Source organism: Paraburkholderia sp. J7, assembly GCF_905220155.1.
Classification (GTDB): Bacteria; Pseudomonadota; Gammaproteobacteria; order Burkholderiales; family Burkholderiaceae; genus Paraburkholderia.
In genome coordinates this window covers 292,005-304,746 of sequence record NZ_CAJMYZ010000004.1, presented here as the reverse complement: position 1 = coordinate 304,746, position 12,742 = coordinate 292,005, and the positions used below count along the sequence as shown (strand labels likewise).

10 protein-coding genes and 1 pseudogene are annotated in these 12,742 nt (G+C 60.4%); 6 read left to right on the top strand and 5 right to left on the bottom strand.

Annotation, left to right across the window (positions count from 1 at the left end):
• Window positions 1-214 precede the first annotated feature (214 nt).
• The 4 genes and pseudogenes from U5A58_RS08845 to galE all read left to right on the top strand — a co-directional run bounded on the left by U5A58_RS08845 (window position 215) and on the right by galE (window position 4,332).
• Window positions 215-1,222 carry an acyltransferase gene (locus tag U5A58_RS08845; protein ID WP_321961157.1) on the top strand — a complete coding sequence of 336 codons (1,008 nt, stop codon included), beginning with the start codon at window positions 215-217 and terminating at the stop codon, window positions 1,220-1,222.
• A gap of 247 nt (window positions 1,223-1,469) precedes the next feature.
• Window positions 1,470-1,937 (top strand): annotated as a pseudogene (locus U5A58_RS08840) (IS5 family transposase); the annotation flags it as partial.
• 206 nt (window positions 1,938-2,143) lie between these two features.
• Window positions 2,144-3,262 (top strand): glycosyltransferase family 4 protein, encoded by a 1,119-nt coding sequence (locus U5A58_RS08835; protein ID WP_321961242.1) that lies wholly within the window; start codon window positions 2,144-2,146, stop codon window positions 3,260-3,262.
• Between the two features lie 32 nt (window positions 3,263-3,294).
• Window positions 3,295-4,332 (top strand): UDP-glucose 4-epimerase GalE, encoded by a 1,038-nt coding sequence (gene galE / locus U5A58_RS08830; RefSeq protein WP_321961156.1) that lies wholly within the window; start codon window positions 3,295-3,297, stop codon window positions 4,330-4,332.
• A 69-nt stretch (window positions 4,333-4,401) separates the two neighbouring features.
• Here galE and U5A58_RS08825 read toward each other — a convergent pair whose 3' ends face one another.
• A complete protein-coding gene (locus tag U5A58_RS08825; RefSeq protein WP_321961155.1) occupies window positions 4,402-5,445 on the bottom strand; it encodes an acyltransferase in 1,044 nt (347 codons plus the stop codon).
• Window positions 5,446-5,821: 376 nt separating this feature from the next.
• Between U5A58_RS08825 and cysC the strand changes: the two genes are divergently transcribed.
• Window positions 5,822-6,376: an adenylyl-sulfate kinase gene (gene cysC, locus U5A58_RS08820; protein ID WP_321961154.1), complete on the top strand. Its 555-nt coding sequence runs from the start codon at window positions 5,822-5,824 to the stop codon at window positions 6,374-6,376.
• Window positions 6,377-6,474: 98 nt separating this feature from the next.
• Here the strand turns inward: cysC and U5A58_RS08815 are convergent, their stop codons facing one another.
• The 4 genes from U5A58_RS08815 to U5A58_RS08800 are packed head-to-tail and all read right to left on the bottom strand — an operon-like array spanning window position 6,475 to window position 11,255.
• Window positions 6,475-8,358 carry a nucleoside-diphosphate sugar epimerase/dehydratase gene (locus U5A58_RS08815; RefSeq protein WP_321961153.1) on the bottom strand — a complete coding sequence of 628 codons (1,884 nt, stop codon included), beginning with the start codon at window positions 8,356-8,358 and terminating at the stop codon, window positions 6,475-6,477.
• On the bottom strand, window positions 8,345-9,382 hold the full coding sequence (locus tag U5A58_RS08810) for a glycosyltransferase family 4 protein (RefSeq protein WP_321961152.1): 1,038 nt from the start codon (window positions 9,380-9,382) through the stop codon (window positions 8,345-8,347). The genes U5A58_RS08815 and U5A58_RS08810 overlap by 14 nt, the downstream gene beginning before the upstream one ends.
• A gap of 8 nt (window positions 9,383-9,390) precedes the next feature.
• Window positions 9,391-10,353, bottom strand: coding sequence for an SDR family oxidoreductase (locus tag U5A58_RS08805; protein ID WP_321961151.1), 963 nt, complete (start codon window positions 10,351-10,353; stop codon window positions 9,391-9,393).
• On the bottom strand, window positions 10,350-11,255 hold the full coding sequence (locus tag U5A58_RS08800; RefSeq protein WP_321961150.1) for a glycosyltransferase: 906 nt from the start codon (window positions 11,253-11,255) through the stop codon (window positions 10,350-10,352). Before U5A58_RS08800 ends, U5A58_RS08805 begins: the two co-directional genes overlap by 4 nt.
• A gap of 380 nt (window positions 11,256-11,635) precedes the next feature.
• Here U5A58_RS08800 and U5A58_RS08795 point away from each other — a divergent pair, with 380 nt between their 5' ends.
• On the top strand, window positions 11,636-12,739 hold the full coding sequence (locus tag U5A58_RS08795; protein ID WP_321961149.1) for an acyltransferase: 1,104 nt from the start codon (window positions 11,636-11,638) through the stop codon (window positions 12,737-12,739).
• The last annotated feature ends 3 nt before the right edge of the window (window positions 12,740-12,742 follow it).

The following is a 12,742-nucleotide window of genomic DNA, read 5'->3' as shown; positions in this document are numbered from 1 at the left end:
CAGTCAGGGCAGCCGCGTGATCGCTCGCTGTTCCCCACTCGGAATCGCATGCTTACGCAAGGTGGATGATGTACGTCGACGGCGTCCACGCAAGCGATGCAGGCTACCGGTTCGAGCAGGCGTCCTGTTTTTCGGTGCTGCCTCCCTGCGTAGAAAGTGGTGGGGAAGTGACTGCGGTTATACTCGCTGGCGAGGCAGGCTAAATTTTCCTACGATGAAGAGTCCATCGACTACCACCGAAACGCATTGGGCTATTCTCGCCGGACTGCGATTTTTCCTCGCGGCGATCGTCGTACTCGGGCATTTCTCCCTCTTTATACGACCAGATCCCTACCGAATCTTCGGTGACGGATACTTGAATCCTCTCAGTGCAGTATTTGGATTCTTTATCCTTTCTGGCTATAGCATTGCGGCTAGTCTGGATCGTGAAAGCGCGGGTTTCTGTCGTCGACGCGTACTGCGAATCTGGCCGCTCTATCTGGCAGCCATCGCATTTGGGCTGGCGATATTTTCACTATCTCCGACGGGTTTCGCATGGCCAGTCGCGCCGCAGATAGCGTCGGTTCCGGACGTACTGCAAATCGTGGCATCCTTGCTGATGCTACAGACGATCATCAGTCCTCCTATTGCAACGATTGGCCCGATTTGGTCGATCTCGGGCGAGTGGTGGCACTATATGATCGCTCCAGCGCTGAATCGTCTCTCGAACAAAATTCTTCTGGTTTGGATGGCGGCGTCATTTGTGCTTTTCATCCATCTGCACGAACCGGGCCCGGGCATAGGCTGCATCGGTTGTTTTCCGGATGCAATCCCGGTTGCCGCACTCTCCTGGGTCTGGCTTACGGGCTTCGTGTATTACCGGCTGCGCGGCACCGCGTCAGGGTTCACCGTCCTCTTTGCGCCAGCTCTGTTTGCCCTCACGATTCAGCACTCTCCCGGCGTTCCGATGTTCATCACGGCCTTCGTTTTGATTCTTAGCGAAAGCAGAAGAGGCTTCTCAAAAAGGGCTATCGCATCGTTGAATTTCTTGGGCGACTGGTCCTACCCGCTCTACCTGTTTCATTTCCCGTCATTTCTGGTCGCGCTGACCTTCGGATCGAACAGATCGGCCATCACGCTCGGCTCGGCGTTTCTGGTGTCGCTAATCGCCCTGTATGCGGTCGACTATCCGGCGCGCCGGATCTTCAGGAAGAAGCGGGCAGCGACCGCGCCAGCGACCTGACTCTCGAACGCCCGCATAAGCGGGCGCTTTTTCTTCGGGGCACGTTTGCTGTGCAGCTTGCGGCGAGAAGCTTGCGGCGCACGTGGAGTTGCGGGCGGCACCAGAAACCCGCGTCCGAGGCGTCGGCCGTCGAGCCGACCAGCCTGCCCGAAAGTAAGAGGCCAGTTCAAAAAAATTCCTGTAAGCGGCTGTTTACTTTCCGAGAACGAAGTTAACCTCAGCCGTCCAGACAACGGAGACCGAGGGGATGCAGGCGCCGATCATTGACAACGAATTGTGGACACTGATCGAACCGTCAGTGCCGAAGCCGAAGCGTCGAAACAACGAACGTCGAGGCCGACCTCGTGTGTCGGACCGGGCAGCGCTCAATGGCGTCCTGTTCGTGTTACGCACCGGGATGCGATGAAACCACTTGCCGAGCGCACTGGAGTTTGGCGCGGGCGCGACCTGCTGGCGTCGCCTGGACGCATGGCTGAAGGCGGGCGCTGGAACAGGCTGCATGCGCTGCTGCTCGACAAACTGCGCGAATCCGGGCAACTGGACTTTCGTATGCTGCCGTCGATTCTTCCTCTGTGCGGGCTGTTGGGGCGGGCGAAAAACCGGGCCAACCCCGACGGATCGCGCGCGACCGGGTTCGAAGCACCACATCCTCGCAGACGCCAACGGAGTACCGGGCAGTTTGACATTGACCGACGCAGACCGTCACGACGTCACCGTCTACTGGAACATATTCAAACGAGCGGAGCCGGCTTTTTGAACTGACCTCCAAAGCTGTCTTCCGCGCGAGCCTGCCATTCCTCGGTAAACTGCCGGTTCTTCGGGCACAGCCGTCCACTCCCACTGAATACCGCCATTACCTTCGTGACAACCAGCAAAAGCCCGGCCGCGGTCGCGCCTCGTCAAGCCGACCTCGCCTATCCTCTGCGCATCGCCCTCGTCTGCAACACGGCCTGGGCGATCTACACCTACCGCCGCGGCCTCCTGCGTGCGCTCACACAAAGAGGCGCACAGGTCACCATCATCGCCCCGCGCGACCGCACATTCGAACCGCTCGAGCAAATGGGCTGCCGCTGCATCGACTTGCCGGTGGCATCGAAAGGCACGAACCCGCTCCACGACCTGTGGACACTACTTGCGCTCTATCGCCACTATCGCGCGCTCAGGCCCGACGTCGTCTTCCATTACACGATCAAGCCCAACATCTACGGCTCGATCGCCGCTTGGCTAGCACGCGTGCCTTCTGTCGCGGTGACGACCGGCTTGGGTTACGTATTCATCCAGAAGAGCCGCGCCGCGGAAGTCGCCAAGCGCCTCTACCGTTTCGCATTTCGTTTCCCGCGCGAAGTCTGGTTCCTCAATCGCGACGACGAAGCCACCTTCAAGGACGGCAATCTCCTCGCGCATCCCGAGCGCGCCCGGCTTCTCCACGGCGAAGGCGTCGACCTCGAAGACTTCCCGTTCACGTCGCTGCCCGTGCGCACAGAATTTGCCTTCGTTTTGATTGGCCGATTGCTGTGGGACAAAGGCGTAGGCGAATATGTCGAGGCCGCGCGGGCGCTGCGCACGCGCTATCCGCATGCGCGCTTTCAGTTGCTCGGCCCAGTGGGCGTGGACAATCCGAGCGCAATTTCACGCGAAGATGTGACGGCGTGGGAACGCGAAGGCGTGATCGAATACTTGGGCGAGACTGCCGACGTGCGCCCCTACATCGCCGATGCCGATTGCGTCGTGCTGCCATCGTACCGCGAAGGCGTACCGCGCACGCTGATGGAGGCGAGCGCGATGGGCCGGCCGATCGTGGCCACCGACGTGCCCGGCTGCCGTGAAGTGGTCGCCGACGGCGTGAACGGCCTGCTGTGCGGAGCGCGCGACGCAGACTCGCTCCAGCATGCGCTCGCGCGCATGCTCGACCTGGGTGACGCCGCGCGCGCCGCCATGGCCGCGCGTGGCCGAAAAAAAATCGAGAAAGAATTCGACGAGCGCGTTGTGGTACAACGCTACCGGGAACTGATTCGGGAAATTACCGGGTCGACGTTTTGATTGAGTCTGGCTTTCACGGGAACGAACACGGTATGACTGCGACGAATTCAAAGGGCACCATCCTCGTCACTGGCGGCGCAGGCTATATTGGCTCTCACACCTGCGTCGAACTGCTCAATGACGGCTATGACTTGGTCGCCGTCGATAATCTCGTGAACAGCCGCAGCGAATCGCTCAAGCGCGTCGAGCAGATCACCGGCAAGCCGGTCGTCTTTTATGAGGCCGACGTGCGCGACGTGGCTGCCCTCTCGCGCATCTTCGAAGCGCATAGCATCACCGGGGTGATCCATTTCGCGGCGCTCAAGGCCGTGGGCGAGTCGGTCGCGAAACCTATTGATTATTACCGCAACAATGTGGACGGCCTGCTGGTCGTGCTCGACGTCATGCGCCAGCACGCCGTGAAGCAGTTCGTATTCAGTTCGTCGGCCACGGTGTATGGCGTGCCCGAGCGCTCGCCGATCGACGAATCGTTTCCGCTTTCCGCGACCAACCCCTACGGTCAGTCGAAGCTCATCGCGGAGCAGATCTTGCGCGATGTCGAGATTTCGGACCCGTCGTGGCGAATCGCCGTGCTGCGCTATTTCAATCCGGTGGGCGCGCATGAAAGCGGACTGATCGGCGAAGATCCGGCCGGCATTCCGAACAACCTCATGCCGTATGTTGCGCAAGTGGCGGTCGGCAAGCTCGAGAAGTTGCGCGTTTTCGGGGGCGATTATCCGACGACCGATGGGACGGGCGTGCGTGACTACATTCACGTCGTCGATCTGGCCAAGGGCCACCTCAAGGCGATCGATGCACTCGGTTCGCGCGGCGAAGGCTTTGTCGTGAATCTCGGGACCGGTCGCGGTTATAGCGTGCTGGAAGTCGTGAAGGCGTTCGAGCAGGCTTCGGGGCGGCCCGTGCCTTATGAGATTGTGGCACGGCGACCTGGCGATATTGGCGAATGCTATGCGAATCCGCGTGCAGCGGAACGCCTCATTGGATGGAAGGCACAGTTCGGGATCGAGCAGATGTGCGTTGATCACTGGCGCTGGCAAGAGAAGAATCCGGGCGGATTTGAGCAAGGCTGACCGATGTTGCACGGTGCGAGCAGCACCGCGCAATTCGACTAATTATCGATAGTGATGTGCCCACTACCGTCAAGTCGCTGACGATACCGACGGATTGGGATCGCGGTCGTTCGTTGTGCCAAAGCGTTCGATAATGAAGTCCATCACGCGACTGCCGATGAAGTAGCCGATCGATACAACAATCACGACCGCGACAATCAACACATTACCGTTCTTGATGATGCCGTGCGACGTCAGTACATACAGCAGCGGCGGGTGGAAGAGATAGAGCGGATATGACATGTTTCCGAGCCATTGCATCACGCGCTTGATCAACTGACACTTGATGCGTATTTCCTTCGAGAAATAAACCACCGCGGCAGTTGCGGCGATGATCACCGACGCCAGCGGCAGACGAAATCCCACCTCGAACATGATGAGCGGCAGCAGTAGCATGGCCGCGAAAGTCACCATTGACCGTCTACGGTAAAACAGGAAGCCGGTCAACCAACCCCAGGATAGCGCGAGCATCGCCATACCGTTGAGGGGCATGTCTGAGTTCCCGAACAGGTATCCGTGTGCCCTCATGTAAATCATCAGGGCCGTGAACGACCCTGCAATGAGGATAAACGTCCATTTTATGCTCACGCGAATCAGTGGAATGGCAACCATATAACACCACCACTCAACGGCCAGCGACCACACTGCGCCGTTCGACGTAATGGATTCCGTAAGTACCCCTTGCAGCATGAACACGTTGGAAAGGATGGTCTTCCAGTTGTCCAGCACGAGCACCTGCCCGAGCGGCAAATGCAGCGGCCCTGGAATGAGTATGGCGACTGAGAAAGCCAGGGCGCACAGGTAGGTGGGGTAAATACGCAGCAGACGGCGAGCAACATAGCCTTCCGGGCGCGATGCAAGACTAGCTGCGATGCTATAGCCGCTGATCATGAAAAAGCCAAATACTGCCGGATAGCCTGTGGCGCCGAAATGCCTTGCAAAAAAATAGTCGGGGGCAACGATACCCGAGTGGGTCATCACAACGCAGAAGGCAAGCAGGAAGCGCGCGAATGCGAGCAGTGCCCATTGATCCCTCGACGATGACTTTTTTTTTGGTTTTTCCGTGGATTGCATCGATTTGCTGGTATTCGAAGTGTTGGATATGGCGGCATTGGCAGCACATGGCGTGCCTGACAGCGCCTCAATACTTGACTTGAGGATTTGCTGGGCGACACGAGCGCCATAAAATCGCTCATCACCTCAAAGGCCCAGGCCGCGTGTCAATTGGTTGAAGCGAGCCCAAAACGTCGATCACCACCTCTGGCAACAAAAGAAGCCCAATGGGTTTGCGTGCAATGACGGGACGTCGGCAAACGACCTTCCTCAAGCGCCCGCCATCACATAGAGTTACAAGCCTGCAACTTTGTTTCGGCTTATTACGTCGAGGTTACAGATGACGATTGGAAAGCTAGACTAGTGATCAGTCTTGTTTTGGATTGAGGCAGTGCACGTGGAAACAAAAACGTCGGCGGGGGTTGTGATATGGCTCACCGGGATGTCCGGGGCGGGCAAGTCGACCATCGCGAGCGCGTTGGTCAATCGAATGCAAACGTTTGCACTTCACGCAACGATGCTCGACGGCGACGTGCTGCGTACGGGCCTCAATTCAGATCTCGGCTTCAGCGAAGCAGAACGTTCAGAAAACCTTCGCCGCGTCGCCCATGTGGCGGCACTTTTCTGCAAGGAAGGGTTTGTCGTCGTCGCGGCGACCATTTCTCCCGAACCAGAGCATCGCGAGAGCGCACGGAAAATTATCGGCGCTGACTCGTTTGTCGAGGTGTTTGTTGACACGCCGCTGGAAGTCTGCGAACGGCGCGACCCCAAAGGCCTCTACCGGCGAGCACGCAATGGTGAAATTTCACAATTTACGGGTGTCGATTCCTCGTATCATCCGCCGACCCACCCGGAACTCACCCTGCGTACGGAAGAAAGCCGTGTCGAAGAATGTGTCGACCAGATTGTCAATTACCTCACCCGCACACGCCGCACCTTGAACCTCGTTTGAACGGGCGCCGACGGGTTCGAACGCCTCGCCGGTCGCTAGGGCTGGCGCACCACCCGGCACATCGCAGGCAAAACGGCCGCATCGTTCTGCCTGACTGCTCAGCCAGCGACTCTTCCCGCGCTGCCGCCCACACTTTGCAGCTTCGGCGCACTTGATGGCTGATATTCCGGCACCCAACGGCGCAAATCGCGCCGGACCTCGTCGTCGCCGGGTATGCGGTGTTGCATGAGCCATGGCAATAACTCGTCGAGCAAGTTGCCCGGCACCTCGCGAGCACGGGCAATACGCAGTTTTGGATGCGGGGTGCGCGTCGTGGCTTCGTCGTCCGCAAGCAGTTCTTCGTAAAGCTTTTCGCCCGGTCTAAGACCCGTGAAAACCACTCGAATCTGCTCTTCGGTGAATCCATAGAGACGAATCAGGTCGCGCGCAAGATCGACAATCTTGACGGGCTTGCCCATGTCGAGAATGAAAATCTCGCCACCGTGCCCCATGCTCGACGCCTGCAGCACGAGCTGCGATGCCTCGGGAATGGTCATGAAAAAGCGCGTGATCTCCGGGTGCGTGACCGTCACCGGGCCACCCTTTACGATCTGCTGCTGGAACTTCGGAATCACGCTGCCTGCGCTGCCCAGCACGTTTCCAAAGCGTACGGTTTCGAAATGGGTGCGCTCGCTGGACTGCTGCAACGCTTGGCAAACCATCTCCGCAAGGCGCTTGCTCGTGCCCATCACGTTCGTCGGATTGACTGCCTTGTCGGTCGAGATGAGAACGAAATGCCGCACCTGGTGCTTGAGCGCTGCACGAGCTACGCGGTAAGTGCCAAGCACGTTATTGCGAATCGCCTGCCAAGCATTGAGTTCTTCCATGAGCGGCACATGCTTGTATGCGGCCGCATGGAACACGATATGGGGCGTGTAGCGCGCCATGACTTGGTCGAGAAGAAGCGCGTCTTTGGCGTCCCCGATGATCGGGACTACGGCAAGATCGGGGAAACGCTCGCGAATTTCCTCGGTCAGCCGGTAGATTGCGTATTCGGATAAATCGAGCGCGACCAGCTGCGCGGGCTCAAAACGCAGAATCTGCCTGCACAACTCCGATCCGATCGAGCCACCGGCGCCCGTCACCATGACGACGCGGCCGCTGAGCAGCGCCTCAACGTGTGGCGTGTCGATTTCGACCGCATCGCGTCCAAGCAGATCTTCGAGATCGATGTTGCGGACTTGCGAGAGGAAGCCCTGGCCCGGCATGAGTTCCGTCAATGCCGGCAGCAGCAGCGCTTTCATGCCCGCGCGCACACATTGCGTGGCGGTATGACGTTGCACTTCTGCCGAGGCTGATGGAATAGCGATTATTGCGAACTCGCAGCGCAGCGCCTCCGCCCAGCGCGCGATCTCGCCGATCGGGCCCAGTACCTTGTAGCCGTAAATTTCGCGCCCTTGCTTGGCCGGGTCGTCGTCGAGCAGCCCGACGAGGCGCCAATCAGCCGAGCGCGACAGCTCACGCGCGAGGCTCGCACCTGCGCCGCCGGCACCCACCACAATCACCGGTTTCCCCTGTGCGACGAGTCCGCCATACAGGTAGAACTCCTTCGTCGCACGATAGAGCGCCCGCGCGCCTCCCATGATGAAGAATAATAGGAGTGGCGAGACGATCAGCACGGAGCGCGGAATGATCGGCGCCGGCTGGAGCATGGCAGAACCGATCACCACGATCAGCGCCGCCGCGCCGATCGCCTTCGACATGCGCATCAGATCGGGCAGGCTCGCGAACACCCACATGCCGCGATAGAGCCCGAATATGCGGAACATGATTGCATAAACGGGAGACACCCAGACGAGACTGCTGCGCGCGCCATGCCAGAATTCAGGCGGAACCGACGCATTGAAGCGCAAAAGATAGGCGGCCAGCCATGCGGCACCCACCGCAGTGCAGTCGAACAGAAAGGCACTGAACGAGAGCCAGGAGGCTTTAGTGCGAAGCATCGGCGTCTACCTCTGGTTGTCTGGTAAGGGACTGGAAACGGCGCCAGCGCATGTCGATTGCCGCGCCCATCAGAAAAAGAACGACAGCCCAACCTGCGACGATCTCCCATTGAACGATCGTCGAACATCCCAAGGCCCAGAGGGCAAGCATTATGCCGACAAACATCACCAGATACCAAATCAGTGCCGTCACCGTGTGCCCTGTCCCGAGACGAACCATGCGTTGATAGTAGTGTTCGCGGTGGGCCTGCCAAAATTTCTCGCCGCGCAACAGACGCCGGATAAGCGTGACCGAAGCATCGCCAATGAACGGAGAAAATACGAGCGGAGAGAACCAGATCGGCCAGACATCGTCGCGCCACCCCCAATAACCGAGCGCACCTGCCAGAAAGCCAAGCGGGACGGACCCTGCATCGCCCAGAAACAATTTCGCCGGGTGGAAGTTGAGAAGCAGGAAGCCTAGCGCAGCGCCAGCAATCGCTGCACCCGATATCGACAACTCGGGCGACACGTGCGGGTGGCCGAGTGCGGCAAGCGCATAGGCGCCGAATCCGAACAGCGCCATACCGCCTGCCAGCCCGTCGATGCCGTCCATGAAATTGTAGAGGTTGATCAGCCACAGCATCAAAAAACCGACCGGTACCAGAAGCCAGACGGGCGTGGGCGCCGGATACACGGCCAGTAGCGCGACGACTGCCACCAGATGCGCGGCGAAGCGGACACGCGCCGGCAATCCCTTGCGGTCGTCGACCTGCGAGACGAGTGCCAATCCAAGTGTCAGCACGACGATCAGCCACAGCGAGTGGCCGGCAACGAACATGAATGCGGCGCTCACAGGCACGATGCCGAGCCCGCCCACACGCGGCGTCGGCAACGTGTGCAGCGATCGATGGTTCGGAATGTCCGTCGCAATTCGCCAAGCCCAGCCGGTCGCGATCAGCACGCGCAGGATCAGCGTCGCGAGAATCGCCGCGGCGAGCATGACAGCGGCGCAAAGACCGGGAGAGGCACTCGTGAAATTCATGTTTGCGGCTATCGAAGGTTGCGCGCGCGATACCAGCTTGCGGTCGCGGCGAGGCCTTGTTTTGTGCTGTAGAGAGGGTGCCACTGGAGCACCTGCTTCAGGCGTGCGGTATCCACCTGCAGGTTGCCGGTCAGGCGATCGATTTGCGGCCCGCGCCCCGTGAGCTTGCCGAGTGCGCCCAGCAGCCCGGCCGGCACCGTAATCAGACGCGCGGGACGCCCGAGCGCCTCGCCCAGCATGCGCAGCAGTTGTTCGATCGAGGGCGCGTCGTCGTCGGCGACGTGAAAACAGCCGTGCGCCGCACGCGGATCGGTAGCGCAATGCAGTAGCGCATCGGCAAAATTCCCGACGTAGACAAGGCTGCGCCGCGCAGCGATTCCGCCCAGCGGCAAGGGCACACCGCGCGCGACCGCGTTCATCATGCTGAGGAAATTGGCGCGCACGTCGGGACCGTAAACGAGCGGCGGACGCACGATCACCACATCGAGACCGGAAGCGTCTGCGTACTGCTCGAGGCACTCCTCCGCGCGCCGCTTCGAGCGGCCGTACGAATCTTCCGGCGCCGGGGCCGCGTCTTCTGCGAGCGGCACGCCGGCGTCGCGCTCAGCCACCGCCTTGATGCTGCTTGCAAACACGAAACGCGATACGCCATGTGCGCGCGCCGCCTCGGCGACGCGCAGTGTGCCCGTCACGTTGGTCGCCTCGAAGGCGGCGTCCGGGTCGGACGCCTCTTCGCGCATCACGTGCACGCGTGCGGCAAGGTGGACAACACAATCGGCATGAAGACCGGCGGGCCACGCCTCACCGAGTCCCTCGAAATCGCGCGCATCGTGCGCCCATTCCCGCGCGCCGGGCACCGCGCTGCCCGCACGGCGCACCAGCGCCGTGACCTCATGACCACGCTCGAGCGCCAGCGTGCAGAACACGCGCCCGACGAAGCCGTTCGCGCCAGTTACGACGATATGGCTCACCACAGTCTCCATCCGAAGCGGTTGAAGAACTTGAACGCAGACACGCCAAAGAGGCGAATGTGCTTCATACCCTTGCGCGAGGCGCCGCCGCCGTGATGCACGACGCGGACGTCGGGCACGAAGGCCACGCGCATCAACTCGTGCGCGCGCAGGCTTAAATCGTAGTCCTCGAAATAGAGGAAATAGCGCGCGTCGAAGCCACCGAGCTTTTGAAGCAGCCCGGTCCGGAACAGCATGAAGCAGCCGCTTACGATCGGTGGATCCCAAACGGTCGAGGTCCCGTCGATCGTGTCGCGCATTTCGTAGCGCGCGAAACGCCGCGCCATGAGGCGTCGCACGCTCGCGGGCGCGAAGCCGCGGACGAACAGATCGAACAGCGACGGATAGCGGCGGCACAGATACTGGAGCGAGCCATCTTCTTCTTCGATGCGCGGAGTGAGCAGTCCGACTTCGGGATGCGCGTCGAAGAACGCTGCCGCTACAACGAACGCCTGCGCATCGAGATCCACATCGGGATTCAGAATCAGATGCAGGCGGCTCGTCGCCCGCACGATAGCGAGATTGTGACCGCATCCGTACCCGACGTTGCCGTGACCGGCGATGACCTCACAGCGGATATCGTACGCAGCCAACTCCCCGAGGATGGCCGAGCCGCTGTCGAAGCCGCCGTTGTTGACGAGAAAGACCTCGATCGGCAGACCCGGCGACATGGCGCGCAAACGCTCGCACGCCCTCCCCAGAGTGTGCAGCGTGCGCCCCAGCAGCGCCACGTCGGGGTGATAAACGACGATGGAAATCGACAAGCCTTCGCCTTCGTCCGGCGCCACGCCGTTTTCAGCGCTTCTCGCAGCGCCTTCAATCACGCGTTTAACGTCGCTCTTTACGTCGCTAGTAACCTTCATCAGGGGATTCGAATAGACTGCAGGTGGAGCAAAGCATGAATTCTAACTGAACGGACATGCCGCTCGCGGCATCGGGAGGCCGCGCAAGCAAGCAGCCAGCGTCTCGAATGGGCACGCGCTTCTCACCGCACGACATCAAGGGGGTATTGCCGACGCGTGCGGAATCCGCTGATCAGCCCTCATCGGTCTTTTAGCTCCCCAATTCGACGCCGACCAGCCAGTTGCGTGGAGATAGTGCCTTAGTGAGACAGCCTTGCTAGACTATCGGGCGTCCGCCCGCAAGGCTGAAAGCTTGCAATTGTAATATTCGACCGGATCGCACATTGCTCCGTCCCTCGAATGATGGACGGCATCCCCGCCGGCCGCAAAAATATGATGAAATGAAAGGTTATCAAAGGCTCCCCTCCCTGACGGCTGGTCGTGGCATCGCAGCCCTGCTGGTTGCGATCCACCATGCCTGCCTAGACTGGGGCGGCATCCTGACGCCGGTCGGCAATGTCGGATGGCTCGGCGTCGCATACTTTTATGTCCTCTCGGGTTTTGTCCTTGCCTGGTCGTGGTCGCCGGAGCGCGCCACCACGGAATTCTATGTGCACCGCATCGCGCGCATTTATCCGCTGCACATCATCACGCTCGCGGTTTCGCTAATGGCTTTCTGGCTGCTCGGTAGTCCGCTCGCCGGCTACGTGGGCACGCCTTGGGGTACGGCCGCGCAACTCTTTCTCATTCACGACTGGCTGCCCGGCCACCCCAACGTGCGTCAGGCATGGAACGGCGTCTCCTGGTCGCTGAGCGCCGAATTCGCGTTCTATCTCTGCGCGCCGCCACTGCTCAAATGGTCTGCAAAGGCCAAAAGCGCAACGCTGCTGAACGTGGGCGCCGCACTCTACCTACTGATCAGCGCCTTCGGAATTGCGTGCGCGGCCTTCAATTGGGAGCGGATCTATGACTTCATGCAGTACAACCCGGTCGCGCGCCTGCCCGAATTCATTTACGGCATCATCGCCGCGCGGCTGGTGCAGCGCGGCATGGAAATCCACGCCGGCTTAGCGTTGAAGGTCGCGGCCTTCGTGCCCATCACACTCTACCTGATCGGTAACGATCACCGCAGCGCCGTGGCAATGGTCAACCTCTGCGTCCCTGCGTTCCTGCTGTTTATCTGCAGCGGCGCCGCGAACGACATTCAGCGCAAGACCGGTCTCTTGACGCACAGTTTGCTCCAGTTGATCGGCGAAGCGTCGTTCTCGCTTTACATGACTCACGCGTTGCTCCTCGGCCTAATGGCGGGCGCGGTCCACGCACTGCACGTGCAGACGCATGCAGTGGTCCTCATCGCAGTGTTCCTGGTGGCGAGCGTCATTCTCTCGATAATCTGCTACAAGCTCATCGAACTGCCGCTGCGCAAGCTCATCCTGAAGCGCGTGCGCTTCGACCGCACCCGCGGAACGGGTCATGCCGTCAACGAACCGGCACGGAATGGCTGACGC

Bases quoted from the DNA above. Each gene is read 5' to 3' on its own strand.
- U5A58_RS08845 (WP_321961157.1), top strand. From the start codon at position 215: ATGAAGAGTCCATCGACTACCACCGAAACGCATTGGGCTATTCTCGCC.
- galE (WP_321961156.1), top strand. From the start codon at position 3,295: ATGACTGCGACGAATTCAAAGGGCACCATCCTCGTCACTGGCGGCGCA.
- U5A58_RS08815 (WP_321961153.1), bottom strand. From the start codon at position 8,358: ATGCTTCGCACTAAAGCCTCCTGGCTCTCGTTCAGTGCCTTTCTGTTC.
- U5A58_RS08795 (WP_321961149.1), top strand. From the start codon at position 11,636: ATGAAAGGTTATCAAAGGCTCCCCTCCCTGACGGCTGGTCGTGGCATC.
- U5A58_RS08800 (WP_321961150.1), bottom strand. From the start codon at position 11,255: ATGAAGGTTACTAGCGACGTAAAGAGCGACGTTAAACGCGTGATTGAA.
- U5A58_RS08810 (WP_321961152.1), bottom strand. From the start codon at position 9,382: ATGAATTTCACGAGTGCCTCTCCCGGTCTTTGCGCCGCTGTCATGCTC.
- U5A58_RS08825 (WP_321961155.1), bottom strand. From the start codon at position 5,445: ATGCAATCCACGGAAAAACCAAAAAAAAAGTCATCGTCGAGGGATCAA.